Source organism: Stenotrophomonas sp. S39 (assembly GCF_016624665.1).
Lineage (GTDB): Bacteria > Pseudomonadota > Gammaproteobacteria > Xanthomonadales > Xanthomonadaceae > Stenotrophomonas.
Genome location: NZ_JACVTT010000074.1, coordinates 1 through 24,106 on the forward strand (window position 1 = coordinate 1; position 24,106 = coordinate 24,106).

At 69.7% G+C, this 24,106-nt stretch carries 22 protein-coding genes; 11 read left to right on the forward strand and 11 right to left on the reverse strand.

Annotated elements, in window-relative coordinates:
• Window positions 1-131: 131 nt before the first annotated feature.
• Window positions 132-398 carry a DksA/TraR family C4-type zinc finger protein gene (locus tag IAE41_RS16780; RefSeq protein ID WP_079225322.1) on the reverse strand — a complete coding sequence of 89 codons (267 nt, stop codon included), beginning with the start codon at window positions 396-398 and terminating at the stop codon, window positions 132-134.
• Between the two features lie 106 nt (window positions 399-504).
• A complete protein-coding gene (locus tag IAE41_RS16785) occupies window positions 505-1,062 on the reverse strand; it encodes a DUF2058 domain-containing protein (RefSeq protein WP_200733892.1) in 558 nt (185 codons plus the stop codon).
• A 62-nt stretch (window positions 1,063-1,124) separates the two neighbouring features.
• Here IAE41_RS16785 and IAE41_RS16790 point away from each other — a divergent pair, with 62 nt between their 5' ends.
• The 3 genes from IAE41_RS16790 to IAE41_RS16800 are packed head-to-tail and all read left to right on the forward strand — an operon-like array spanning window position 1,125 to window position 3,989.
• Window positions 1,125-1,625: a M48 family metallopeptidase gene (locus IAE41_RS16790; RefSeq protein WP_079222723.1), complete on the forward strand. Its 501-nt coding sequence runs from the start codon at window positions 1,125-1,127 to the stop codon at window positions 1,623-1,625.
• 47 nt (window positions 1,626-1,672) lie between these two features.
• Entirely contained in the window at window positions 1,673-2,371 is a 699-nt protein-coding gene (locus tag IAE41_RS16795) for an RNA pseudouridine synthase (protein WP_079222724.1), read from the forward strand.
• 49 nt (window positions 2,372-2,420) lie between these two features.
• Entirely contained in the window at window positions 2,421-3,989 is a 1,569-nt protein-coding gene (locus tag IAE41_RS16800; protein WP_200733893.1) for a phospholipase D family protein, read from the forward strand.
• A 3-nt stretch (window positions 3,990-3,992) separates the two neighbouring features.
• On the opposite strand, the gene IAE41_RS16805 is transcribed toward IAE41_RS16800, so the two are convergent.
• Window positions 3,993-5,072, reverse strand: coding sequence for an HDOD domain-containing protein (locus tag IAE41_RS16805; protein ID WP_200733894.1), 1,080 nt, complete (start codon window positions 5,070-5,072; stop codon window positions 3,993-3,995).
• A gap of 274 nt (window positions 5,073-5,346) precedes the next feature.
• On the opposite strand from IAE41_RS16805, the gene IAE41_RS16810 reads away from it, so the two are divergent.
• Window positions 5,347-6,444: a Glu/Leu/Phe/Val dehydrogenase dimerization domain-containing protein gene (locus tag IAE41_RS16810; protein WP_079222727.1), complete on the forward strand. Its 1,098-nt coding sequence runs from the start codon at window positions 5,347-5,349 to the stop codon at window positions 6,442-6,444.
• A gap of 61 nt (window positions 6,445-6,505) precedes the next feature.
• Here IAE41_RS16810 and IAE41_RS16815 read toward each other — a convergent pair whose 3' ends face one another.
• A complete protein-coding gene (locus IAE41_RS16815) occupies window positions 6,506-9,361 on the reverse strand; it encodes an autotransporter serine protease (protein ID WP_200733895.1) in 2,856 nt (951 codons plus the stop codon).
• A gap of 182 nt (window positions 9,362-9,543) precedes the next feature.
• On the opposite strand from IAE41_RS16815, the gene IAE41_RS16820 reads away from it, so the two are divergent.
• The 3 genes from IAE41_RS16820 (at window position 9,544) to IAE41_RS16830 (ending at window position 11,745) form a co-directional block, all read left to right on the forward strand.
• Window positions 9,544-10,719: an acetyl-CoA C-acyltransferase gene (locus IAE41_RS16820; RefSeq protein ID WP_200733896.1), complete on the forward strand. Its 1,176-nt coding sequence runs from the start codon at window positions 9,544-9,546 to the stop codon at window positions 10,717-10,719.
• A gap of 122 nt (window positions 10,720-10,841) precedes the next feature.
• Complete coding sequence (locus tag IAE41_RS16825) at window positions 10,842-11,183, forward strand: hypothetical protein (RefSeq protein ID WP_200733897.1); 342 nt, start codon at window positions 10,842-10,844, stop codon at window positions 11,181-11,183.
• A gap of 151 nt (window positions 11,184-11,334) precedes the next feature.
• Window positions 11,335-11,745, forward strand: a complete 411-nt coding sequence (locus tag IAE41_RS16830) for a hypothetical protein (RefSeq protein WP_200733898.1) — start codon at window positions 11,335-11,337, stop codon at window positions 11,743-11,745.
• 179 nt (window positions 11,746-11,924) lie between these two features.
• On the opposite strand, the gene IAE41_RS16835 is transcribed toward IAE41_RS16830, so the two are convergent.
• A complete protein-coding gene (locus IAE41_RS16835) occupies window positions 11,925-13,565 on the reverse strand; it encodes an acyl-CoA dehydrogenase family protein (protein WP_200733899.1) in 1,641 nt (546 codons plus the stop codon).
• A 113-nt stretch (window positions 13,566-13,678) separates the two neighbouring features.
• Between IAE41_RS16835 and IAE41_RS16840 the strand changes: the two genes are divergently transcribed.
• The 4 genes from IAE41_RS16840 to pdeM are packed head-to-tail and all read left to right on the forward strand — an operon-like array spanning window position 13,679 to window position 19,368.
• A complete protein-coding gene (locus IAE41_RS16840; RefSeq protein ID WP_079222733.1) occupies window positions 13,679-14,677 on the forward strand; it encodes a ligase-associated DNA damage response exonuclease in 999 nt (332 codons plus the stop codon).
• Window positions 14,674-16,281, forward strand: coding sequence for an ATP-dependent DNA ligase (locus tag IAE41_RS16845; protein WP_200733900.1), 1,608 nt, complete (start codon window positions 14,674-14,676; stop codon window positions 16,279-16,281). Before IAE41_RS16840 ends, IAE41_RS16845 begins: the two co-directional genes overlap by 4 nt.
• Window positions 16,278-18,737 carry a ligase-associated DNA damage response DEXH box helicase gene (locus tag IAE41_RS16850; RefSeq protein ID WP_200733901.1) on the forward strand — a complete coding sequence of 820 codons (2,460 nt, stop codon included), beginning with the start codon at window positions 16,278-16,280 and terminating at the stop codon, window positions 18,735-18,737. The genes IAE41_RS16845 and IAE41_RS16850 overlap by 4 nt, the downstream gene beginning before the upstream one ends.
• Window positions 18,727-19,368: a ligase-associated DNA damage response endonuclease PdeM gene (pdeM, locus tag IAE41_RS16855; protein WP_200733902.1), complete on the forward strand. Its 642-nt coding sequence runs from the start codon at window positions 18,727-18,729 to the stop codon at window positions 19,366-19,368. Before IAE41_RS16850 ends, pdeM begins: the two co-directional genes overlap by 11 nt.
• 27 nt (window positions 19,369-19,395) lie before the next feature.
• On the opposite strand, the gene IAE41_RS16860 is transcribed toward pdeM, so the two are convergent.
• From IAE41_RS16860 to nagZ, 6 genes are all read right to left on the reverse strand, one after another.
• The gene (locus IAE41_RS16860; protein WP_200733903.1) at window positions 19,396-19,665 is read right to left on the reverse strand and encodes a hypothetical protein; all 270 of its coding nucleotides are present in this window, start codon (window positions 19,663-19,665) and stop codon (window positions 19,396-19,398) included.
• A 177-nt stretch (window positions 19,666-19,842) separates the two neighbouring features.
• Window positions 19,843-21,111, reverse strand: coding sequence for an NAD(P)/FAD-dependent oxidoreductase (locus IAE41_RS16865; protein ID WP_200733904.1), 1,269 nt, complete (start codon window positions 21,109-21,111; stop codon window positions 19,843-19,845).
• An 82-nt stretch (window positions 21,112-21,193) separates the two neighbouring features.
• On the reverse strand, window positions 21,194-21,400 hold the full coding sequence (locus IAE41_RS16870; RefSeq protein WP_005410590.1) for a cold-shock protein: 207 nt from the start codon (window positions 21,398-21,400) through the stop codon (window positions 21,194-21,196).
• Between the two features lie 87 nt (window positions 21,401-21,487).
• Window positions 21,488-22,234 (reverse strand): S-methyl-5'-thioinosine phosphorylase, encoded by a 747-nt coding sequence (locus IAE41_RS16875; RefSeq protein ID WP_200733905.1) that lies wholly within the window; start codon window positions 22,232-22,234, stop codon window positions 21,488-21,490.
• A 91-nt stretch (window positions 22,235-22,325) separates the two neighbouring features.
• Complete coding sequence (locus IAE41_RS16880) at window positions 22,326-22,880, reverse strand: hypoxanthine-guanine phosphoribosyltransferase (RefSeq protein ID WP_079222740.1); 555 nt, start codon at window positions 22,878-22,880, stop codon at window positions 22,326-22,328.
• A complete protein-coding gene (gene nagZ, locus IAE41_RS16885; protein ID WP_079222741.1) occupies window positions 22,880-23,887 on the reverse strand; it encodes a beta-N-acetylhexosaminidase in 1,008 nt (335 codons plus the stop codon). The genes IAE41_RS16880 and nagZ overlap by 1 nt, the downstream gene beginning before the upstream one ends.
• Window positions 23,888-24,106: the final 219 nt, after the last annotated feature.

Genomic DNA, 24,106 nt, shown 5'->3' on the forward strand with positions numbered 1-24,106 from the left:
TGCGGTGGGGCCCCACCCCCACCCCCCCCCCCCCCCCCCCCCCCCCCCACCATCCCACGGAATGCCGCTCTGGCTTTTGACGTTGCCGTTGCATTGAGCAGGTGCAGGGCGCAGCCCTGCAATAGAACCCCCTACCTCAACTGGCTGTCCTTGCTGCCACGCCGGTTGTAACCGGCATGCGCCTGCTCCTCGTCGTCCAGCGCCTGCTGGCAGGCCACGCACAGCCGCACCCCGGGCACGGCCTGGCGCCGCGCCAACGGAATCGGCGCGTCGCATTCCTCGCAGTGTTCCAAGCCCGGGCCTTCGCGCAGCTGGCGCCGCGCGCGGGCAATCGCATCGTCGACGGTGGCGTCGATCTGGTCCTGGACCGCGCCGTCTCCCGCCCAACCGGTGGCCATGGCCATCCTCCGCAGGTGTGTCGCCTGATATGGGGACGATCCACACCGCCACAAACGGTCGCGCCGGGCCGTGCCCGGCGGTTGTACCGGCCAGTTCAGCCGCGCCTTACCAGACCAGGTCGTCCGGCACCTGGAACTGGGCGTAGTAGGCGTCGTCCTCGGCGTTGCCGGTGGAAATCTCCGCGGTCGAGCCCGGCTGGCCGTGGTCGACGATGATCGCCTCCGGGGCACGCTCGCGCACCTTCTCGGCGGCGGCACGCGGCAGCACCGCGTAGCCCTCGCCCTGGGCAACGATGACCAGCACGCCCACCGACAGCGCCTTGCGCAGCTTGGGGTCGATCAGCAGGGTGCGGATCGCTCCGCCGTCGCTGAAGCGGTATTCGTCGTCGCCCTTGTGGGGCACGGCATGGGCCGTGATGATCTGCTTCGCCTGCGCCTTCTGTTCAAGCAGCTTGGCCTGGGCATTGCGCTCGGCGGCCAGCGCGCGGTCGCGCTCGACCTTCTCGGCGCGGGCGCGTTCAGCTTCACGCTGGACCTCGGCCGAGGTCGATTCGGCCTTGCCCTGCCGGGCCTTGGCCTGCGCGCTCGCGGCAGCGCTGGCCTGCGACTTCTTGGCCAGGCCGGCCTTGAGCAATTGTTCCTGCAGCGCGTTGGGCTTTGCCATGGTCGTTGCGTACCGCGTGTAATCTTGGATGCCCCATTCTACCGACGCCCCGCCGCCCCTGCATGGCAGTCCTGAAGTACCTCACCGGCTATCCCGAACCCCTGGTCGCCCAGGTCAGCGAACTGCTGGCCCAGGGCAAGCTCGGCCCCTGGCTGCAGCAGCGCTACCCCGACCCGCACGAGGTGCGCAGCGACCGCCAGCTGTACGACTACACCCAGGACCTGAAGGACCGTTACCTGCGCAAATCGGTACCGCTCAACAAGGTCTGCTACGACAACACGCTGGAGGTCATCAAGCATGCGCTGGGCACCCACACCGCCATTTCCCGCGTGCATGGCAGCCGCCTCAAGGCCAGCCGCGAGATCCGCATCGCCACCGTGTTCCGCCAGGCGCCGGCGGCCTTCCTGCGCATGATCGTGGTGCATGAACTGGCCCACCTGAAGGAAGCCGACCACAACAAGGCCTTCTACCAGCTGTGCCAGCACATGGAGCCGGACTACCTGCAGCTGGAGTTCGATACCCGCCTGTACCTGACCGAGCTGGCCAACCGCAGCCAGCGCTGACCGGCCGCAGCAGCTACACTGCGCGCCCCCTGACCGACCTGCCCGCCATGGAACCGACCCGCCTCGACAAACGCCTGTCCGCCCTGCTCGGGATCCCGCGCGGCGAAGCGCGCCGCTACATCGAAGGTGGCTGGGTGACGGTCAACGGCGAGGTGGTGGAGCAGCCGCAGCGCCCGGTCGATGAGAGCGCCGTGATCGTGATGGCCGAACAGGCCGAAGACAGCAAGGCCGAGCGGGTCACCATGCTGCTGCACAAGCCAGCCGGCGTCGCCGCCGAGACGCTGTGCGCGCTGGTCAGCAGCGCCACCCGCAGCGAGCTCGATGCCAGCGACATCCGCCCGCTGCAGCGTCATTTCCACGGGCTGCAGCTGGCGGCATCGCTGCCGGCCGCCGACAGTGGCCTGGTGGTGGTCAGCCAGGACCCGGCCACCCTCGCCCACCTGCAGCGCAACCTGGGCCGCACCGAGCAGGAGTACCTGGTGGAAGTGGCCGACGGTGGCCCGGAGCGCGGCCCCTGGCTGATGGCCCGGCTGCAGCACGAATCCGGCGGCGCCAAGGTCAGCTGGCAGAACGAGCAGCGCCTGCGTTTTGCCGGCAAGGGCCTGACCGCCAAGGGACTGCGGACGGCGGTCGGCAACGCCGGCCTGCAGGTTGCCGCGGTTCGCCGCCTGCGCATCGGCCGCGTGGCCCTGGGGCCGCTGCCGCCGGCGCAGTGGCGTTACCTGGGCAGCGACGAGCGGTTCTGATTGCCGCAGTGGTGGCATCCACGCAGGGCGTGGATCTACCATCGATGGCATGAGCCTGCGCAAACCCATGTGGCGACGCGTGCTGCGTGTCGTCGCACTCATCATCGCCGCCCTGCTGGTGCTGGTGCTGTCCGGCCTGCTGCTGGCCGACCACCTGACGCCGCAGGCGCGGGGGCCCGTCTCGCACGTGCTGCCGCTGCAGCCGGCACAGACCGCCATCGATCGCCAGCTGGTGCCCGAACAGGACGCGCGGCCCGGGCAATCGGGCGTGGCGTTCCTCAGCGATGGCATGGATGCATTCGCCGCGCGCGCGAAGATCACCGAACAGGCCGGGCGCAGCCTGGACCTGCAGTACTACATCTGGCACGACGACCTGGTGGGCCACCTGATGGCCAAGGCGCTGTACGACGCGGCCGAACGCGGCGTGCGCGTGCGCATCCTGCTGGATGACATGAATGCCAAGGACAAGGACGCGCTGATGATGGCGCTCGATGCGCACCCCAACATCGAGATCCGCCTGTACAACCCGTTCCGCAACCGCAGCGGCATCGCGCGGACGCTGGAAATGATCCAGCGCGCCTTCAGCGTCAACCACCGCATGCACAACAAGAGCTGGATCGCCGACGGCCGCGTGGCGATCGTCGGCGGCCGCAACATCGGCGAGGAATATTTCAGCGCGCGCAACGACGTCAACTTCCAGGACCTGGACCTGGTGGTGGCCGGGCCTGCGGTGGAACAGGCCAACCGCATCTTCGACGACTACTGGAACAGTGCTGCGGCCATTCCCATCGGCGCGCTGGCCAGCTACACCGATGCGCAGCTGCGCGCCCTGCTGCGCCAGTCCGACCGCGATGCGCTGCACGCCCGGGCGCAACCCTACCTGCAACGGGTCGAGGCGTCGCGTGTGCTGCGCCAGCCGGGCCCGGACCCGCTGCACTGGAGCGCGAGCGTTCGCATCCTGTCCGACCCGCCGATGAAGCATCGCGACGATGCGCGCGATGGCTGGCTGGTCAGCGCACTGGTCGAGGAGCTGCAGTCCACCCGCCATGCCGCGCTGCTGGTATCGCCCTACTTCGTGCCCGGTCGCGATGGCCTGCAGGGCCTGTCGGCGATGGCCGCGCGCGGCGCCCAGGTCGGCGTGGTGACCAATTCGCTGGCCGCCACCGACGTCGCGGCGGTACACGGCGGCTACATGGGCTATCGGGCACCGCTGCTGAAGGCCGGCGTGCAGCTGTACGAACTGAAGGCGCACGGCGAGCCGGGCGAATCCAGCCTGTTCGGCAGCAGTGGTGCCAGCCTGCACACCAAGGCCTTCGTCATCGACGACCGCCGCGGCTTCGTCGGTTCATTCAACCTCGACCCTCGTTCGGCCTACCTCAACACCGAAATGGGCGTGCTGTTCGACGACCCGGTGCTGGGTGCGCGGCTGCGCGAGGAATACCTGCGCCTGGCCGACCCGCTGCACAGCTGGTGGCTTGCGCTCGGGCCGGACGATGACCTGCGCTGGCTGGAGCGGCAGCCACCGCCGCACTGGGTGGGCCGCGAGCCCGGCAGCACCCTGGGCGCGCGCCTGACCGCCCGCGTGATCAGCTGGTTGCCGGTGGAATCGCAGCTGTAGCGCTCATGCCCCGGCCTCGCCGTGCGCGTCATGCATGGCCTCGTCGAGGGTTTCCACGTTGCGCCCGTGCAGGCGCCGCCAGATCCAGCGCAGGGCGTGCGGCGGTGCCGACGGCAGCTGCTCCAGCAGCGCGAGCATGCGCGCCTGGGGGCCGTGGCCGTGCCGGCACAGCAGGCTGGCGGCAGCCGCCGCGCTGCCCAGGCGCAGGCTGTCGGCCAGCGGGCCCTGGGCATCGGCCGCCAGCGCCTGGTGCACCGGTTCGGGCAGGTCCCAGGCTGCGGCCACGCGCTGGGCCAGCGGCAGCGACCAGCGCTGCAGCAGGTCCAGCACCACCTCCGGTGCAACCGTCTCGCCACGCGCCTGCGCTTCCTGCAGCAGCTGGCGCATCACCAGGGCCGCGCCCAGGCCCTGCACCAGGCCCAGCCACTGCGCGGCGAAGGCATCGCCGAAGGTGACCGTGCGCGCATGGTCGGCGGCCGCGCGCGAGGCCAGCAGCGCGTGCTCCCAGATGATCGCGCTGAACTGCGGGAACACCTCGCACTGCACCTGCATGACCGGCTGCACCAGCACGGCACTGATGATCTGCCGCACGCCCTCGGTGCCGACCAGGGTTACCGCCCGCTGCAGGCTGTCCACCGGCCGTTCGTGCACTTTGTAGGCCGGGCTGTTGGCGATGCGCAGCAGGTTGCCGGTCAGCACCGGGTCCTGGCCGATGATCGCGGCCATCACCCGGGCCGAGGCCACCTCGTCGTTGACGGTCTGGATGAGCTGCGGCAACAGCTGCGGGCGCCGCGGCAGTTGCCGGGTCGCCCAGTCGCGGTCCTGCAGGGCGCGGTCCACCGCGTCGGCCAGTGCCGAGGGCTGCCCTTCAGGCAGCTCGCCCACCAGGTGCGGGTACAGCGCCAGCGCATGCAGGCCGCGCTGCAGGTGGGCGGCAATCTCCGCCGGCTGCAGCGCCTCGCCCTGCAGGCTTGCCGCGGCGGCGGCCACGGCCTGCCGCGGTGCCGTGGCCAGCCGCACCGGGTCCGTGCCAGCCCGCCGGGACACCCATTCCACCAGCGTTTGCCACCAGGCCGGCCTCATCCGGGTCGGCCCTGTCGTTGCACTGCTGCTGCCACTGACTGCCCCTGCGCGTTCTTCACATCGGCCACCTGCCGTCGTCGCTGCATCGGCCGCACTTTCATCTTCTTTAACCCGGACCGCTCGCATCTGCACGGCAGATGCCGGGGGAATGGACTAGAATGGCGCCGCGCGACCCGTCCCCCAGCCATGACGACGTCGCTTTTTTTGTTTTGGGACCCTACCGTTCATTGGCAGTTCGCTGCAGTTCGCCGCTGATCGCGCCATCGGAGACGCCATGCTATTCGAAACCCTCGCCACCACCGGCCACGAACAGGTTGTGTTCTGCCACAACCAGGATGCCGGCCTGAAGGCGATCATCGCCATCCACAACACCACCCTGGGCCCGGCCCTGGGCGGCGTGCGCATGCGCCCCTACGCCAGCACCGACGAGGCGCTGGCCGACGTGCTGCGGCTGAGCCGGACGATGACCTACAAGAATGCACTGGCCGGCCTCAACGTCGGTGGCGGCAAGGCCGTCATCATCGGTGACCCGAAGGTGGACAAGACCGAGGTGCTGTTCCGCGCCTTCGGCCGCTACGTCGATTCGCTGGGCGGTCGCTACATCACCGCCGAGGACGTTGGCACCGACGTCAACGACATGGAAAACATCTACCTGGAAAGCCAGTTCGTGACCGGCGTGCACCAGGTCCACGGTGGCTCGGGCGACCCGGCCCCGTTCACCGCCTATGGCGCGCTGCAGGCGCTGATGGCGTCACTGCGCTTCAAGTTCGGCCACGAGGAAGTGGGCAAGACCAGCATTGCCGTGCAGGGCCTGGGCCACATCGGGATGGAACTGGTGAAGCTGCTGCGCGACCGCGGTGCCAAGCTGTACGTGACCGACCTGGACAGCAGCCTGGTCGATCGCGCGGTCAGCGATTTCGGCGCCGAGGCGGTCAAGCCGGACGAGATCCACGAGGTCAACGCCGACGTGTTCGCACCGTGCGCGCTGGAAAGCGCCATCAACGCCGACACCCTGCCGCGCATCAAGGCCAAGATCATCTGCGGCACCGCCAACAACCAGCTCTCCAGCCTGGAGATCGGCGATGAACTGCATGCGCGCGGCATCCTCTATGCGCCGGACTATGCGGTCAATGCCGGCGGCGTGATGAACGTTTCGCTGGAGATCGACGGTTACAACCGCGAACGCGCGATGCGCCTGATCCGCAGCATCTACCACAACCTCACGCGCATCTTCGAGCTGTCGCAGCGCGAGAACATCGCACCGCAGCGGGCCGCCGACCGCATCGCCGAAGCGCGCATCCTGTCGATCGGCAAGCTGAAGATGCCGCTGGGCCGCAGCACTCCGCGCCTGGGCAACCTGCGCGGCGGTTGATACGCCCGGTGACAGGAACAGGGAATGCCGGCCAGCGGCCGGCACTACCTGCATTTCCTGATCAGAACGCCGCGCTGTAGCGCAGCGCCACCTGGCGCAGATCGCCGCGCGGACCGAAGCGCTGGTCGTAGCCGAACGCCAGCCGCGTGTTGCGGCTCAACCACGATTCCACCGACACGCCGAACAGGCCACCGGAACGGGTCGGCTGCAGGCCGGCCATCGGTGCCCATGCATCGACGCCGACGAAGCTCGCGTCCGCATCCAGGCCCTGGCTGGACAGCAACTGCTGCCACTCGGCATAACCGCGCAGCGACCAGCCACGCCATTGCCGTTCGGCGCGCACGCCGGCCAGTGCCTGGCTGCGGCTGCTGATACCGCCCTGCGTGCGCAGGCCGAAGCCCAGCCCGCCCTGTTCGCTGAAACGATCGTTGTCCACGCGCGCGTAGTCGGCGCCCACGTAGGGTGTCAGCGCGGCGCGGGCCGAGCCGAAGCGGTAACCGGTCTCCACGCTGGCCATGCTGAAGCTGCCGCCATAGCGCGCATTGACGCCATACTGGCCGGCCCCCAGCAGCAGCTGGCGGTCGATCTGGCGGGTGAACTGGCCGGCGCCGACCTGCCCCAGTGCGTAGGCGCCACCGCTGCTCCAGCCGGCGTACAGCTGCGCCTGCGATTGCCGGTCACGCCCGCGATCACTGCCCCAGCTGCTGTTGCTGTAGCTGCGCAGTTCGCCGAAGGCAAAGCCCAGCACGCCGTTGCCGCCCATGGCCACGTCCTGGCCCATCATCCAGCCACGGGTGTCGGTGCCGCTGGCCGAGAAGCTGCCCTGGCCGGCATCGCCCAGCGCGTTCTGCCACGAACCGCCCAGCTGCGGCGCGGCCTGCACCTGGCCGAAGCGGGCTGACAACGCGCGACGGCCCAGGTCGATGCTGTCGAAAGTGGCCGCCGCGGCCAGCGCATGCGCCTTGCCCGACAGGCTGTCCAGGCTGGCCTGCAGGGCCTGGTTGCCGTCCACGCGCTGCAGCGCGGCGGCACCGTCGGCGAAGGAGGACGAACCGGCGCCGAGATCGAGGCGTTCGAACGCCGACTCCACGCGCAGTGCAGACGCCAGCGCCGCATCCGATGCGCTCGCCAGGCTGGCGGCCTGGGTCACGTTGATGCGGTCGGTGACCAGCACCACGTTGTCGCTGCCGTAATTCAGCGAGCTCTGCAGGAGGGTGCCCTGCGGCAGGCTGTTGCTGACCCCGTCGAACCTGCCGGTGACACCCTGGCCGGCATGCAGCACGGTCTGGGTGCGGCCATCGGCGGCCACGTAGCCGCTGATGATGCTGGCCACGTGCACGTCACCGCCCTGCAGGGTGGCCGTGCCGGTGATCTCCAGCGGGTTGGAACCCAGCGAGATGCTCAGCCGCGCGCCCGCGCGATGCAGGTAATTGCCCTCGATGGTGGCCGTGGTGTTGGCGTTGCGCAGGATGACGGTGGCGCCGTTGTCGACGTTGCCCTTGATCCGGCTGGTGCCGGTCATGAACTGCAGCGCGGCGGCCTCGGGAACACTGGCCTGCGGCACCACGACCACATTGGAGGTGATCGACGCACCGTCGCGCAGCGCCAGCGTGCCCTGCTCGATGCGGGTATCGCCGGTGTAGGTATTGGTGCCCGACAGGCCCAGCGCGCCGACGCCCTGCTTGACCAGCCCGCCGCTGCCGCTGATGTCGTTGCTCCAGACCGAATCAAGGCCGGTCTGCGAGACGTTGACCGTGGCATTGCCCCAGTCGAACTTCGCCGGGCCGTTGATGGCCTTGGCGATGTTCAGCAGGCCATAGCCGAAGACGCTGTCCACGCCGGGCGCACCGAGGTCGGTGGCGGTGCCCAGCAGGGTCTGCCGCACCAGGTCGTTGCTGAAGTACGGGTATTTCTGCCACACCAGCGCCGCCGCACCGGATACCAGCGGCGCGGCGAACGAAGTGCCGTAGTTCCACAGCAGCGCGGAGCCGGTCGGGTACTCCGGATTGACGAAGATCGCCGCGCCCGGTGCGGCCAGGCAGTAGCTGGCGGCCACGCCGCAGGCATTGGCATAGCTGGCGCGCTTGCTGGGATCGGTGGAATCGACGGCGGTCACCGCCAGCCAGCCGCGCTCCAGGTCGGCTGCCGGGCGCGAGTTGCCCGGGCCCGCCTGGCTGGGCAGCGCCGCCATGTCGGACGGATCAGCCTTGGCTTCATTGCCGGTGGCAAACACCACCAGGCCGTTGTTGTTGATGATGAAGGGACGGTACTCGGCGGCGATGGGGGCGGTGGCGGCGGCGTTGGTCCAGTACAACCCGCCCCACGAGTTGTTCATGACCTTCACGCCCTGGTTGATCAGGTCCTGGTGGACCCCGGCCAGTCCAAGCGCACCATCGACCTCGTTGCCATTGCCCGTGCCATCGTCGGTGGGACGCGTGTCGGAAATGATCCGGGCCGAGACGATCTGCGCATTCGGCGCGATGCCACCGGGCCACGAACCGAACGCCTTGCCCGCCGCCAGCTCGGCAACCGCCGTACCGTGGCCGACCACGTCATCGTTGTTGAGGTTGTTGCTGCGCGGGTCGACGTAGCTGTAGTTGGCCAGCACCCGTCCGCTCAGGGTGGGATGGTTGCGCTGCACGCCCGAATCGACGATGCCGATGCGCACGCCGCTGCCGTCCAGCCCCGCGCTGCGCGCCGCGTCGGCCTGGGTGATGGACAGGTGCGCGTTGATGGCCGGTTCGGCCGGCGTGGCCGGTGGCGGTGTCGTCGGCGGTGTCGTCGGCGGCGTGGTGGGGGGCGTGGTCGGTGGAGGATCGACGCGCACGTTGCCGCCGCCACCTCCGCCGCCACATGCCGTCAACGCCACCACCAGTGCCGATCCCAGGATCGACCTTGCCATCGTCGTGCGTTCCATCGATTCCATCCCATGAACGTTGGCCTGCTGCCGTCCCTGCAGGCATCAAGGGCTGCCCAGCGGCAGCCATCGCCGACCCTCTATACTTGGGCCGACCCCCACGCAGTCTGCCGGGAAACAGCGCTGCATCCAACAGCCGCCGTCTCCTTTCCGAACATTGCTCACGCATCAACGAGATTGCCATGTCCAACATCGTCATCGCCGCCGCCAAGCGCACCGCCATCGGCTCCTTCCTCGGCCAGTTCAACGGCGTGCCCACCCCGACCCTCGGCGCGGCTGCCATCGCCGCCGCCCTTGAGCAGTCCGGGGTTCCGGCCAGCGACGTCTCCGAAGTCCTGATGGGCTGCGTGCTGCCGGCCAACCTCGGCCAGGCGCCGGCCCGCCAGGCCGCCATCGCTGCGGGCATCCCGCTGTCGGCCGGTGCCACCACGCTGAACAAGGTCTGCGGCTCGGGCATGAAGACCATCATGCTCGGCCATGACCTGATCAAGGCCGGTTCGGCCAAGGTGGTGGTGGCCGGCGGCATGGAGTCGATGTCCAACGCCCCGCACATGCTGCCCAATTCACGCACCGGCAACCGCTTCGGCAACTTCCAGGCGGTGGACCACATGGCCCACGATGGCCTGGTCAACGCCTACGACGGCAAGGCCATGGGTGAGTTCGCCGAATGCGCGGTGGACAAGTACCAGTTCACCCGCGAGGAACAGGACGCCTACGCCATCGAATCGGTGCGCCGTGCCCAGGCCGCGCAGGCCAACGGTGCCTTCGCCGGCGAGATCGTCGCGGTGAAGGTCGCCACCCGCAAGGGTGAGGTCGAGTTCGCCACCGACGAGCAGCCGGGCCGCTCGGACATCGCCAAGATCCCGACCCTGCGCCCCGCATTCAAGAAGGACGGCAGCGTCACCGCCGCCAGCTCCTCCAGCATTTCCGACGGCGCCGCCGCCGTGGTCCTGCTGGCCGAGGAAGACGCCGCTGCGCGCGGCATCACCCCGCTGGCGCGCATCGTCGGCCATGCCACCCATTCGCAGGAGCCGGAGTGGTTCACCACCGCCCCGATCGGCGCGATCCACACCCTGCTGCAGAAGACCGGCTGGACGCTCGACCAGGTGGACCTGTTCGAGATCAACGAAGCCTTCGCCGTTGTCGCCATGGCGCCGATGCGTGAGCTGGGCATCCCGCATGCGAAGATCAACGTGAATGGCGGTGCCTGCGCACTGGGCCATCCGATCGGTGCCTCCGGTGCGCGCCTGGTGGTGACCCTGGTCAACGCCTTGCGCACGCACGGCGGCAAGCGCGGCATTGCCACGCTCTGCATCGGTGGCGGCGAAGCAACGGCTATCGCCATCGAATTGATCTGAAAGGGATTAACGCTGATTTCGCAAAAATGAATGCGGGATCGCTTGACAGCCAAACGTGGCTTGTCATCATGTTGTCGGCGCGCAGTTGCGCGTTGCCTAATTCAACGACGAGGATTCACACAATGAGCATCAACAAGCTGCTGGTCGCTATGTCCCTGGCCCTGGCCCTGGCCGCCTGCTCGAAGCAGGAAGCTGCCCAGGACGCCGCTGCTTCGGCCAACGAAGCCGCCACCGAAGCCCAGGCTGCTGCCGACCAGGCCGCCGCTGCTGGCGCCCAGACCGCCGACGCTGCCCAGCAGGCCGCTGACACCGCCGCCACCGCTGCCGACGCTTCGACCGACGCTGCTGCCCAGGCTGGCGCTGCTGCCACCGACGCTGCTGCTGAGCAGGCCAAGGACGCTGCCAAGGCTGCTGAAGGCACCGCCGAGCAGGCCAAGGACGCTGCTGAAGAAGCCAAGAAGTAATAACTTCTTTCTTCACGCTGTTCTGGAAAAAGCCGCTGGTTCGCCAGCGGCTTTTTCTTTGCCTGCTGCAGTGCTGCACCTATCACCACCGCGCCTTCACGAAGGCATGAATAGGCTGGCGTCCCCATCCATTGCAGCACTGGAGCCCGCCATGAAGACCCGTCCGCTGACCACCACCCTGCTGGCCGCCTCCCTGCTGCTGGCACTGGCCGCCTGCAAGGGCCCCGAGGCCGAGCAGGCCAGGCAGGACGCCGCACAGGCTGCCGACAGCGCCGGCGCCGCCGCACGCGAAGCCGTGGACAAGGCCGCCGCCGCAACCCGCGACGCCGCCGACAAGACGGCCGAGGCGTCCGAGCACGCCGCCGCCGACACCCAGCGGGCGCTGGACAATGCTGCCGACGCCACCGCCAACGCTGCCGACCAGGCCAAGGCCGCTGCCACCGATGCCGCCGCCCACGCCAGCGATGCCACCGCCACGGCCGCGCAGAAGGTCGCCGACAAGGCCAGCGACGTCGCCGCCGACGCCCGGGCCAACGCCGCCAAGGAAGAAGCCAAGCACTGACGTGCCGCAGCGCTCGCCGGGCATGGCCCGGCGCTACCGCCAGCCGAGCATGGGCTCGGCTCTACAGGAAAAGCCGCGGCACTGCCGCGGCTTTTCTGCTTTCTGCTCTTCAGTTGATTCCGTGGTGGACGCGCCCGGAAACCGTCCGGGGCCGCGCGAGGGGCTCCGCCGTTGGCCACCTACTGCGGCAATGCCCGCGCCATCATCGCACCCACATCCACCCCGGCCGGCAGCGTCCCGAACACCAACCCATGCTCGCCCTGCAGCCGGCTGCGCACGAACACCCCGGCCATCGGGCTGCGCGCCCGCAGCAGCAGCGCCGCCTGCAGCAGCAGTACCGTGCGCTCGCAGAACAGCCGCGCCTGCGATTCATCCGGCGCCGGTGCCGACGCCCAGCGCTGCAGCGCGGCCGCATAACCTGTGTCGCGATCAGCCACCGCTTCCAGCTCCGCGCGCAGCGCCCGCATCGCGTCCGGCTCGCGCCCCAGCGCGCGCAGCACGTCCAGGCACTGCACGTTGCCGCTGCCCTCCCAGATCGAATTCAGCGGCGCCTGCCGGTACAGCCGCGGCAGCATCGACTCTTCCACATAACCGGCACCGCCCAGGCATTCCTGCGCCTCGTTGACGAACGCAGCCGCGCGCTTGCACACCCAGTATTTGCCCAGCGCCGTGCCCAGCCGGGCCAGCGCGGCCTCCTGCGGATCGCTGCCGGCACGATCGACCGCGCGTGCGATACGCATCGCCAGCACCGTGGCCGCCTCCGATTCCAGCGCCAGGTCGGCCAGTACGTTGCCCATCAGCGCGTGCTCCACCAGCGGCTTGCCGAAGGTGCGCCGGTGGCGTGCATGGTGCAGGGCCTGCGCCAGCGCCATGCGCATTTCCGCGGCTGCGCCCAGCATGCAGTCCAGCCGGGTCATCATCACCATGCCGATGATGGTGGCCACGCCCCTGCCCTCCTCGCCCACGCGCCAGGCCTGCGCGCCACAGAACTCCACCTCGCTGGACGCATTGGACCAGTCACCCAGCTTGTCCTTCAGGCGCATCAGGCGGAAGGCGTTGCGATCACCATCGGCCAGCCGCCGCGGCATCAGCAGGCAGGTCAGCCCACCCGGCGCCTGCGCCAGCACCAGGAAGCCATCGGACATCGGCGCCGAGAAGAACCACTTGTGGCCGACCAGGCGGTAGCGCTCGCCGTCGATGGGCTCGGCGCGCGTGCTGTTGGCGCGCACGTCCGAGCCGCCCTGTTTCTCGGTCATGCCCATGCCCAGGGTGATGCCGGCCTTGTCGGCCACCGGGACGTCGCGCGCGTCGTAGACCGGTGAGGCCGCCTTGCGCGCCCACTCGGCCAGGTGCGGCTGCGACTGCAGCACAGCCACTGCGGCGTGGGTCATGGTCAGCGGGCAGCTGGTGCCCGCTTCGGCCTGGTGGTGCAGGTAGCTCAACGCCGCCCGCGCGACGTGCGCGCCGGGCTGCGGCTCGTGCCATGACAGTCCGGCCACGCCATGCTGCTTGGCGGCGTGCATCAGCTGGTGGTACGCCGGGTGGAACTCCACCGTGTCGATGCGATGGCCCTGCGCATCGTGCGTGCGCAGCCGTGGCCGGTCACGGTTGGCATCAAAGCCCAGCTGGTAGAGCTGGTTGCCCGCCAGCGCGCCATACACGCCCAGCCGTGGCGCGAACGCGGCACCGCCTTCGCGCTGCACCGCCTCGGCCAGGGCCACGTCGTCGGTCCATAGATGGCGGCCCGCAAACGGCGGCGGCTGGTTGAGCACCACATGGGTTTCAAAGGGCGCGCTGCTGCTGAAGCTCGGTCCGTTCATCGGTTCCATCCTGCCGGCGAGAGGGCTGCGCGCCGATTGTGCAGCATCGCCCGGCAACCCCGCGTTCAGGCCGGTTCTCGCCCCGTGCACGAGCATCGCGCGACAGTGCAGGCATGGCAGTCAACGACGATCTGGTGGTGCTTCGCCCCGAAGGGCTTTACTGCGCCGCGGGCGATTTCCACATCGACCCGTGGCGGCCGGTGCCGCGCGCGGTCATCACCCACGGCCATGGCGACCACGCGCGGCCCGGCATGGGCGAGTACCACTGCAGCCCGGGCAGTGCGCCGATCCTGCGCTGGCGGCTGGGCGACGTGCCGCTGCAGGTGCACGCCGAAGGCCAGCCGTTCACCCTGGGCCAGGTGCAGGTCTCGCTGCATCCGGCCGGCCACGTGCTGGGTTCTTCGCAGGTGCGCATCGACGATGGCCGCCAGGTCTGGGTCGCATCGGGCGACTACAAGCGCCAGCCCGACCCCACCTGTGCGCCGTTCGAGGTGGTGCCCTGCGATACGTTCATCACCGAAGCGACCTTCGCCCTGCCGATCTACCGCTGGCCCGATACCACCGAGGTGGCCGCCGAGATCGTGGCCTGGCGCCGCGAATGCGGGCAACGCGGGGAAGCCGCCGTACTGCTGTGTTATTCGCTGGGCAAGGCGCAGCGGGTGCTGGGCGAACTGCTCGCGCTGGATGACACGCCCGCCTGGCTGCACGGTGCGGTTGCCAACGGCGTGGCGGTGTACCGCGAGGCGGGCATCCCCATGCTGGAAACACTGACGGTGGCCGAACAGGGCCGCCAGCCGGATGCCGCCGGCAAACTGATCATCGCCCCGCCGTCGGCCGCCGGCACGCCCTGGCTGCGCCGCTTCGGCCGGCACCAGCTCGGTTTCGCCTCGGGCTGGATGCAGCTGCGCGGCAACCGCCGTCGGCGCAACGTCGATCGCGGTTTCGTGGTGTCCGACCACGCCGACTGGCCCGCCCTGCTGCAGACCATCGAACAGACCGGCGCGACCCGGGTGATCGCCACCCATGGCAACACCGATGCGCTGATTCCCTTCCTGCGCGAACGTGGCGTGGCCGCCGAGGCCTTCCGTACCGATTTCGGGAGCGAGGAATGAAGGCCTTCGCCGCGCTCTACCAGCGGCTGGACCGCAGCACGGCCACGCTGGACAAGCGTGCGGCGCTGGTCGACTACTTCGCCCACGCCAACGCGCACGATGCGGCCTGGGCGCTGTACCTGCTCAGTGGCGGCAAGGTCGGTGGCGCACGCAGGAAGATCGCCGCCAGTGGCGAACTGCGCGCGTGGGTGAGCGGGGAATCGGGGCTGCCGCCATGGCTGGTCGAGGACAGCTACACGCAGGTGGGCGACCTCGCCGAAACGCTGACCCTGCTGCTGGATGATCCCGCGCAGCGCGCCCCCGACCGCCCGCTGGCCGACTGGATCGAACAGCATCTGCTGGCCGTGGCCAACCAGCCCGAGGACGTGCGTCGCGCCGCCGTGGTGGCCGGCTGGCGGCAGCTGCCCGCCCGCGAGCGCCTGGTGTTCAACAAGCTGCTGACCGGCGCGCTGCGCGTGGGCGTATCGCAGCGGCTCGTACAGCAGGCCCTGGCCGAATGGTCGGGGCTGGACATCGCCCGCATCGCCCAGCGCATGCTCGGCGAGTGGGTGCCCTCGCCCGGCCTGCTGGCGCAGCTGCTGTCGCCGGAGGAGTTGCCGCTGGACCGCCAGCAGCCCTATCCGTTCTTCCTGGCGTCACCGCTGGAAGGCGAACCGGGCGAACGCCTGGGCGCGATCGAGGACTGGCTGCTGGAATGGAAGTGGGATGGCATCCGCCTGCAGCTGCTGCGCCGCCAGGGCGAAGTGGCGCTGTGGTCGCGCGGCGAGGAGCGGCTGGATGGGCGCTTCCCCGAGATCGAACAGGCTGCAGCGGCGCTCCCCGATGGCTGCGTGATCGATGGCGAATTGCTGGCGTGGGATGAGGCCGACGATGCGCCGCGCGCATTCACCGCGCTGCAGACGCGCATCCAGCGCCGCAAGCCCGGTGCGGCAACGCTGCGCAACACGCCGGTGCGCGTGCTCGCCTACGACCTGCTGGAACGCGATGGCCAGGATCTGCGCGAACAGCCGCTGCGGCAGCGGCGCGTACAGCTGGCCGAACTGATCGGTGCCCTCGGCGATGCACGCATCCAGCTGTCGCCCGACGTGCATGCCGACGACTGGACGCACGCCGCGCAGCTGCGCGAAGGGGCACGCGAGCGTGGCGTGGAAGGGCTGATGCTCAAGCGCCGTGATTCGATCTACCAGGCCGGGCGCCGCCGCGGCGACTGGTGGAAGTGGAAGGTCGAGCCGCTGACCATCGATGCCGTGCTGCTGTACGCGCAGGCCGGCCACGGGCGGCGCAGCACGCTGTATACCGATTACACCTTCGGCGTCTGGGACGGCGACACCCTGGTGCCGGTGGCCAAGGCTTACTCCGGGCTGGACGACAAGGAGATCCTGGCGCTGGACCGCTGGATCCGTGCCAATACCCGCGAACGCTTCGGGCCGGTGCGCAGCGTGCGCGGCGAGCAGGTGTTCGAGCTGGGCTTCGAGGCGGTCAACCGCAGCACGCGGCACAAGTCCGGCATTGCCGTGCGCTTCCCGCGCATCCTGCGCTGGCGCCACGACAAGCCGGCCAGCGAAGCGGACCAGCTGGCGACCCTGCAGGCACTGGCGCGATGAAGCGTGGTGACGCGCTGCAGCGGCTGCAGGCCTGGTTCGAACACCGTGGCTGGAAACCGCTGCCGTTCCAGCGCGCGATGTGGCGCCATTATCTGGCGGGCAGCTCAGGCCTGCTGCACACCCCCACCGGCAGCGGCAAGACCCTGGCGATGTTCGGTGGCCCGCTGCTGCAGGCCATGATCGATCCACCGCCTGCGCCGCCGCGGGCAAACGCCGTGCGCCCGCTGCAGGTGCTGTGGGTGACGCCGCTGCGGGCGCTGGCCAGCGACACCGCCCGCGCCCTGCAGGCGCCCATCGAGGGCCTCGGGCTGGGCTGGAAGGTCGGCCTGCGCAGTGGCGATGCCAGCAGCCGCGACCGCCGCCTCGCCCGCGAAGGCCGCATCGACGTGCTGGTGACCACGCCCGAATCGCTGGCCCTGCTGCTCAGCTACCCCGACACCCTGGAGCGCATGCGCCAGCTGCGCTGCGTGGTGGTGGACGAGTGGCACGAACTGATGGGCAACAAGCGCGGCGTGCTGCTGCAGTTGAACCTCGCGCTGCTGCGCGAGACTGCGCCGGCACTGCAGCTGTGGGGCCTGTCGGCAACGCTGGGCAACCTGCAGCACGCACGCGATGTGCTGCTGCCGGGGATGCCCGACGCGGTGCAGGTGGAAGGTGCACGGCAGCGACCGGTGGCGATCAGCAGCCTGCTGCCTTCCAGCGGCGAACGCTTCCCGTGGGCCGGGCACCTCGGCCTGGGCCAGTTGTCGCGCGTGCTCGATGCGCTGATGGGCGCGCGCAGCAGCCTGTTGTTCACCAATACACGCGCGCAGGCCGAGCTGTGGCACCAGGCGCTTGCCGCGGTCTGGCCGGAAGATGCGCAGACGCTGGCCCTGCACCACGGCTCGCTCGATCCCACCCTGCGCCAGCAGGTGGAAGACGGCCTGCGTGCCGGCACGCTGCGCTGCGTGGTGGCCACGTCCAGCCTGGACCTGGGCGTGGATTTCCCCGAAGTGGACCAGGTGCTGCAGCTGGGCAGCCCCAAGGGAGTGGCCCGCCTGCGCCAGCGCGCAGGACGCGCACGGCATCGGCCCGGCGCGAGCGGCAGCGTGCTGTGCGTACCCACCCACGCGCTGGAGCTGGCCGAGTACGCAGCCGTGCGCCGGGCACTGCGCGAGGGCATCACCGAACCGCGCACGCCGCCCAGGCTGTCGCTGGATGTGCTGGCCCAGCATGCGGTCAGCCGCGCACTGGCGGGTGGCTTCCAGGCCGATGCCCTGCTCGCGCAGGTGCGCCGCACGGATGCCTTCGCCGCGCTGCAGGACGCGCAGTGGCAGGCCGTGCTCGAGTTCATCGTGCAGGGCGGGCGCGCCCTCGCGCAGTACCCCGAGTACCGCAAGGTGGTGCTGGACGACGATGGCCGGTACCGCATGCATGATCGCCGCCAGGCGCTGCGCCACCGCCTGTCGATCGGCACCATCAGCAGCGATGGCAGCGTGCGCGTGCAGTTCCTGCGTGGCGGCGGCCTTGGCGCGGTGGAAGAGCAGTTCGCCAGCCGCCTGCGCCGCGGTGACCGCTTCCAGTTTGCCGGCCGCCTGCTGGAGCTGGTTCAACTGCGCGACATGACCGCGTACGTGCGCCTGGCGCGTGGCAGCGGCAGTGGCGTGGTGCCGCGCTGGCAGGGTGGTCAGCTGCCACTGTCGATGGCGCTGGGCCGCGAACTTGAAGCGGTGCTGTCCGGTGCCGATGCCAGTGCCGAGGCGCGCTGGCTGGCGCCGCTGCTTGGCCTGCAGGCATCGCTCTCGGAACGACCCGCACCGTCGCGGCTGCTGCTGGAAGATGTGCGCCGTCGCGAAGGCCAGTTCCTGTTCGTCTATCCCTTCGCCGGCCGCCACGTGCACGAGGCGCTGGCAGCATTGCTGTCGCTGCGCTGCACGCGCCAGCAACGCAACAGCATCGGCTATGCGGTCAACGACCATGGCCTGGTGCTGGCACCGGCGGAAACCATCGACCTCGATGCAGCGGCATGGCAGGCGCTGTTCGATCCGGCCGACCTGCTCGACGATCTGCGCGCAGCAGTGAACCTGGGCGAGCTGGCACGACGGCAGTTCCGCGGCATCGCCCGCGTGGCCGGCCTGCTGGTGCCGAGCCTGCCCGGCGGCGTGCCGCGTTCACTGCGCCAGCTGCAGGCCTCGGCGGGCCTGCTCTACGACGTGCTGCGCGAACATGATCCCGGCCACCTGCTGCTGGCCCAGGCCGAACAGGAAGTCCTCACCGATGCACTCGACCTGCCCGGCCTGCAGCAGGCGCTGCAGCGCGTCGCCACGCAGGCGGTGTCACTGCAGCGGCCGCCCACGCTGACACCGCTGGGTTTCCCATTGTGGGCCGAGCGCCTGCGCGGGCAGTTCAGCAACGAGGACTGGCGCACGCGCGTGCAGCGCGCGGCACAGCAGCTGGAGCGCCGCCATGGCCACTGAACTGCCGATGCAGCTGGGCGGTGAGCCGATGTGCCTGCTCGGCCCGCGCGCGTTGTGGTGGCCGGCACGACAGGCGTTGCTGATCGCCGACCTGCACCTGGGCAAGGCCGACGTGTTCCGACGCGCCGGCATCGCCCTGCCCAGCGGTGGCACCGAAGACGACCTGCAGCGCCTGCAGGCGCTGGTACAGCAGCAGGCGTGCCGCGAACTGTGGATCCTCGGCGACATCCTGCACGGGCCGGCGCACCGCGCGGCATGGCACCGGCAATGGCTGGGCTGGCGCGAGCAGCACGCCGCGCTGGACGTACACGTAGTGCGCGGCAACCATGACCGCCAACTGCCGCACGCGGCACTGCAGGTGCAGATCCACGATGACCTGCGGCTGGGACCGTTCCTGCTCTGTCACGAGCCGCGGCAGGATGCGCAGGCGCACGTGATTGCCGGCCACGTGCATCCACAGGTGGCCCTGCCCGCGCTGCGGCGGCGCTTTCCTGCCTTCTGGCTGCGGCAGGCACAGACGGTGCTGCCGGCGTTCTCGGCATTCACCGCCGGCGTGGTGCCAGCGCGGCAACGCGGCGAACAGTGGATCGCCTGCGTGGAAAACCAACTGGTCCCGCTGCCCGTGCGTTGAGGACGGGCGGGTGCAACGGCGCTCCGGTCAGGCCGGGCGCGCGAGCAGTTCCGGCATCACCCGGAAATCAGCGCTGCGCTCGGTGCTGCGGCGTGGCAAGGCCTGGATGGCGACCAGCATTTCCCGCGCGCAGGTACGGATGCGCGCGTGGTGCGCCGGTGCCGAATGGCTGATCAGGCTGCCCACATGGAACTCGAACACATCTTCCAGGACGTCGGGCTGGTCCTCGTGCAGCATCTGCAGCAGGCCCCTCAGCTTGCAGATTTCCGATTCCAGCTCATCGACCGCGAACAACATGGCATCCTCCTCGAATACTGCGGCGCATCCGGGCCGCAACAGGCCGCGACGGCGGTGCCGCCCGGCCACGCGCGATGTTCGATCACGGAAAGGAAAACGGGCGACGCGCCAATGGCGTGCTCCCCTCTTCTCGCATATCCGGGGTGAGGTGTTCGTTAAGTGCCGTGACGGCGCGGTTCACGCACGCAGCGGAATCGCACCCACCGGCGGGCTCGCCGGCGCCTGTGAAAGTGCCTCGATGAAGGCCGGATCCAGCGCCATCGCACCGAACCAGCCGTGCTGGGTGCCGCTGAGCACGCGCAGCATGTGGCCACGTCCGCCGGGCATGCGCCCCATCGGCCCGAGCAGCACATCGCGCGCCTTGGCCCATGCATCGCGCTCGGACTGGAACAACGGCGTCAGCCAGCGGCTCCAGCGCTGGTAGACCGCCACGTGCGCACGGCGCTGCGCCTGGTAGGCCTGCAGCGCGAACGCACCGCCACCGTGCGTGCGCAGCGCATCGCGCAGGGCCAGCGCATCCAGCAGCGCCATGTTCACGCCCTGCCCCAGCTGCGGGCTCATGGCATGGGCGGCATCGCCGGCCAGCACCAGCCGGTCCTGGTGCCAGCGCTTCATCACCGCATCGCGGTAGACCGCGCGCGCCAGCTGGCCCGGCTCCTGCAGGTGGGCGAAGCGCGCACTGGCCTGCGGCCACAGCGCATGCAGTTCCTCCAGCCATGGGGCCATGCCATCGGCCTGCCAGCGCTCGAAGTCGGCACGCGGCAGGCTCCAGAAGAAACTCAGCCGCGGTGTGCCGTCACCCGGGCGGGTGCCAACCGGCAGCAGGCCGATCATCTTGCGCGCGGCCACGTAGCGCTGGCGAAGCTCGTTCGCATGCGGCCAGTCTTCCGCGGGCAGCAGGCACCACAGCGCGCCCCACGGGTAGACCCGGTCCAGGCCGATGCCTTCCTCGACGCCGCCGCGCAGCGTGGACGCAGCACCATCGGCGGCCACCACCAGGTCGAACGGCCCGTGCTGGCGCCCCTCGCTGTCACGCAGCCGCCCCTGCACGGCATCCACCGAAACAATGGTGGTGCCGACATGCAGCTGGCCTTCGCCGGCGCGGGCATGGTCCAGCAGCGAGAACAGCGCCCCGCGCTGCATGCCCAGGCCATGCAGGCGCGCATCCAGCCCGGCATAGCCCATGTCCATCACCGCGCGCTCGCACGGCGTATCGCCATACAGCCGGTGCACCGGTGCCGCATGCGCGCGCACCCCGTCCAGCAGGCCCATCTGCCACAGCACCTGCAGGCCGCTGGGCTGCAGCAGGAAGCCGGCCCCCACCGGGCCGGGCGTCGGCACCCGTTCGAAGATCTCCACCTCGTGGCCATCGCGGGTGAGCAGGATGGCCAATGCCTGGCCGGCGGTGCCGTAGCCGATCACGGCGATGCGCAGTCGTTCCGTCATGCCCGCATTGTGCCCGCCAGCCGATGCCGTGCGCAAAAAAAAACCCCGCCGTAGCGGGGTTTTCAACGCACTGTCGAGTGGATCACTCGGCCGGCGTGATGTTCGAAGCCTGCGCACCCTTCGGGCCCTGGGTCACGTCATAGGTGACACGCTGGCCTTCCTGCAGGCTGCGGAAGCCCTTGGAGTTGATGGCGGAGAAGTGCGCGAACACGTCGGCGCTGCCATCCTCCGGCGAGATGAAGCCAAATCCCTTGGCGTCGTTGAACCACTTGACGGTACCGTTCGGCATGTTAATGCGAGACCTTTGCAATGAATGGGTGGTGTACGCTGAACCCGCGTACCGGCTGAGTATGCAAAGCTTGCCCGAGGATGACAATCACCCCCGCGCCAATTCGCCGACCAGTTCCGGAAGTCCGTTGCTGGCGGCCTGCACGTTGGCCAGCACTTCGACCATGGTGATCTCCTCGCCGTCGCCACAGCCTGCGGCCCAGTTCGCCACGATCGCCAGGCAGGCGTAATCCAGCCCCAGCTCCCGTGCCAGCGCGGCTTCCGGCATGCCGGTCATGCCCACCAGGTCGCAGCCGTCGCGGCGCATGCGGGTGATTTCGGCGATGGTTTCCAGCCGCGGGCCCTGGGTGGCGCCATAGCAGCCGCCGTCGTGCACCTTCACGCCGGTCACCTTCGCCGCCGCCAGGATCTTGCTGCGCAGCATCGGCGTGTAGGGGTGGCCGAAGTCCACATGCACCACGTCGGTGCCCTCTTCCTCGCAGATGGTGCTGATCCGGCCCCAGGTGTAGTCGATGATCTGGTCCGGGCAGGCCAGCACGCGCGGGCCGAAATCGTCACCGATGCCGCCGACCGTGTTCAGCGCCAGCACCCGCTGCGCACCGATCTGCTGCAGCGCGGCCAGGTTGGCGCGGTAATTGATCTTGTGCGGCGGCAGCGAATGGCCCTCGCCATGGCGCGCCAGGAAGGCCACGCGGTTGCCCAGCAGCGTGCCCACGCGCACCGGGCCGGACGGACGGCCGAAACGGGTTTCGACCTCGTGCGTCTGCACGTCGTCGAGCTTGGCCAGGTTGTAGACACCGGTGCCGCCAATCACGGCCAGGGCGATCTGTTGCATGCAATGCACTCCAGGAAAAGACAAACGCCGGCACCCGAAGATGCCGGCGCGGGACAGGACAGGACAAGGACAGGCCGCGAACGGCCAGCCCTTATTCCTTCATCGCGTAGATGGCCGGCACGCAGCGCAGGGTTTCGTTGACGTCCATGCCGAAGCCGAAGACATAACGGTCCGGCAGTTCGATGCCCGCGTAGTCAGCGGTGACGTCCGGCAGGCCACGGTCGTGCTTCTTTACCGTCATCGCGGCGATGCGCACGTCGGTGGCGCCCTGTTCCAGGCACCAGGTGCGCACGCCCTGCAGGGTGTAGCCCTCGTCGAGGATGTCATCGACCAGCAGCACGCGGCGGCCGAACAGCGCGGTGGCCGGCTTGTGCTTCCAGACCAGGTCGCCGCCGGTGGTTTCACCGCGGTAGCGGGTGGCATGCAGGTAATCGAACTGCACGTCCTGGCCGCGCGCGCCCAGTTCCAGCGCCAGCTGGCCGGCGAACGGCAGCGCACCGTGCATGATGGACAGGAACAGCGGGACCTCGCCCTCGTAGTCGCGTGCGATCGCGTCGGCGATGCTGGCGATGGCCTTGTCGATGGTGGGACGGTCGACCAGCAGGTCGGCCTGGGCCAGGGCCTGGGAAATGGTGAGGTTCGGCATCAGACGGTTCTTCCAAGGGTGTGGAGCAAACGGGATTGGGTGTCGCCATGGCGGGCATCGGCCAGCAGGCCATCCCAGCCAAGCGCGCCGCGGCCCAGCAGGCCCAGCAGCGCGGCGGTATTGAGTGAACGCCCCTGCACGGCCTGCAGGGCTTCGTCGACCAGTTCGGGGTGGCAGACCAGCACCACATCGCAGCCGGCATCCAGGTGCGCGTGCACGCGCGCCGGCACGCCACCGGCGCTGTGCGAAGCGGCCATGCCGATGTCGTCGGAGAACACCACGCCACGGAAGCCGAGCTCGCCGCGCAGGATGTCCTGGATCCAGCGCGGCGAATAGCCGGCCGGTTCCGCTGCCACCTGCGGGTAGATCACGTGCGCCATCATCACCGCGTCGGCACCAGCGGCAATGCCGGCACTGAACGGGACCAGGTCCTGCGCGCGCAGCTCATCCAGCCCGCGCGGGTCGATGGCGGTATCGACGTGGGTATCTTCCAGCACGGTGCCGTGGCCGGGGAAATGCTTGAGGGTGGCGCCCATGCCGGCCGCGTGCATGCCACGCACGTAGGCTGCGGTGAACGCGGCCACCACCTGCGGGTCTTCGCTGAAGGCGCGGTTGCCGATGGCACGGTTGCCACGGCCGAGGTCGACCACCGGGGCGAAACTGAGGTCCAGTCCGCTGGCGCGCACTTCGCTGGCCATCAGCCAGCCGTGCTGTTCGGCCAGGGCCAGCGCCTGCTGCGGGTCGCTGGCGTACTGCGCGCCGATGTCCTGCAGCGGCGGCAGGTCGCTGTAACCCTCGCGGAATCGCTGTACGCGGCCGCCTTCCTGGTCCACGCAGATGAGCTGCGGGCGCGGGGCGGCCGCGCGGATGGCCGCGCTCAGATCGGTCACCTGCTGGCGCGAGGCGAAGTTGCGCTTGAACAGCACGACCCCGGCCACGGCATCGTGCTGCAGCCACTCGCGTTCCTGGGCGGTCAGTTCAGTGCCGGCAACGCCGATCAGCAGCATGGTCGATCTCCACTACGGGCGCCCGCATGGCGCAGTGCCGCATTGTCGCAGAACCAGCCGGCAGGCGCAGTGTTCAGGGCAAACGGAGGTTGGGGTCAGAGCCCCTTTGGGGATCTGACCCCGGGGGGGGGGGCCCCCCCCGGGGGCCCCCCCCCCCCCCCCGCCCCCCCCCCCCCCCGGCGGCCCCCCCCCGCCGGGGCCCCCCCCCCCCCCCGGCAG

Coding starts and splice junctions, on each gene's coding strand:
- IAE41_RS16845 (WP_200733900.1), top strand. CDS start 14,674: ATGAAGGCCTTCGCCGCGCTCTACCAGCGGCTGGACCGCAGCACGGCC.
- IAE41_RS16875 (WP_200733905.1), bottom strand. CDS start 22,234: ATGCAACAGATCGCCCTGGCCGTGATTGGCGGCACCGGTGTCTACAAC.
- IAE41_RS16815 (WP_200733895.1), bottom strand. CDS start 9,361: ATGGAACGCACGACGATGGCAAGGTCGATCCTGGGATCGGCACTGGTG.
- IAE41_RS16825 (WP_200733897.1), top strand. CDS start 10,842: ATGAGCATCAACAAGCTGCTGGTCGCTATGTCCCTGGCCCTGGCCCTG.
- IAE41_RS16835 (WP_200733899.1), bottom strand. CDS start 13,565: ATGAACGGACCGAGCTTCAGCAGCAGCGCGCCCTTTGAAACCCATGTG.
- IAE41_RS16790 (WP_079222723.1), top strand. CDS start 1,125: ATGGCAGTCCTGAAGTACCTCACCGGCTATCCCGAACCCCTGGTCGCC.
- nagZ (WP_079222741.1), bottom strand. CDS start 23,887: ATGCTGCTGATCGGCGTTGCCGGCACTGAACTGACCGCCCAGGAACGC.
- IAE41_RS16870 (WP_005410590.1), bottom strand. CDS start 21,400: ATGCCGAACGGTACCGTCAAGTGGTTCAACGACGCCAAGGGATTTGGC.
- IAE41_RS16830 (WP_200733898.1), top strand. CDS start 11,335: ATGAAGACCCGTCCGCTGACCACCACCCTGCTGGCCGCCTCCCTGCTG.
- IAE41_RS16805 (WP_200733894.1), bottom strand. CDS start 5,072: ATGAGGCCGGCCTGGTGGCAAACGCTGGTGGAATGGGTGTCCCGGCGG.
- IAE41_RS16795 (WP_079222724.1), top strand. CDS start 1,673: ATGGAACCGACCCGCCTCGACAAACGCCTGTCCGCCCTGCTCGGGATC.
- IAE41_RS16880 (WP_079222740.1), bottom strand. CDS start 22,880: ATGCCGAACCTCACCATTTCCCAGGCCCTGGCCCAGGCCGACCTGCTG.
- pdeM (WP_200733902.1), top strand. CDS start 18,727: ATGGCCACTGAACTGCCGATGCAGCTGGGCGGTGAGCCGATGTGCCTG.
- IAE41_RS16800 (WP_200733893.1), top strand. CDS start 2,421: ATGAGCCTGCGCAAACCCATGTGGCGACGCGTGCTGCGTGTCGTCGCA.
- IAE41_RS16865 (WP_200733904.1), bottom strand. CDS start 21,111: ATGACGGAACGACTGCGCATCGCCGTGATCGGCTACGGCACCGCCGGC.
- IAE41_RS16850 (WP_200733901.1), top strand. CDS start 16,278: ATGAAGCGTGGTGACGCGCTGCAGCGGCTGCAGGCCTGGTTCGAACAC.
- IAE41_RS16860 (WP_200733903.1), bottom strand. CDS start 19,665: ATGTTGTTCGCGGTCGATGAGCTGGAATCGGAAATCTGCAAGCTGAGG.
- IAE41_RS16780 (WP_079225322.1), bottom strand. CDS start 398: ATGGCCACCGGTTGGGCGGGAGACGGCGCGGTCCAGGACCAGATCGAC.
- IAE41_RS16840 (WP_079222733.1), top strand. CDS start 13,679: ATGGCAGTCAACGACGATCTGGTGGTGCTTCGCCCCGAAGGGCTTTAC.
- IAE41_RS16820 (WP_200733896.1), top strand. CDS start 9,544: ATGTCCAACATCGTCATCGCCGCCGCCAAGCGCACCGCCATCGGCTCC.
- IAE41_RS16785 (WP_200733892.1), bottom strand. CDS start 1,062: ATGGCAAAGCCCAACGCGCTGCAGGAACAATTGCTCAAGGCCGGCCTG.
- IAE41_RS16810 (WP_079222727.1), top strand. CDS start 5,347: ATGCTATTCGAAACCCTCGCCACCACCGGCCACGAACAGGTTGTGTTC.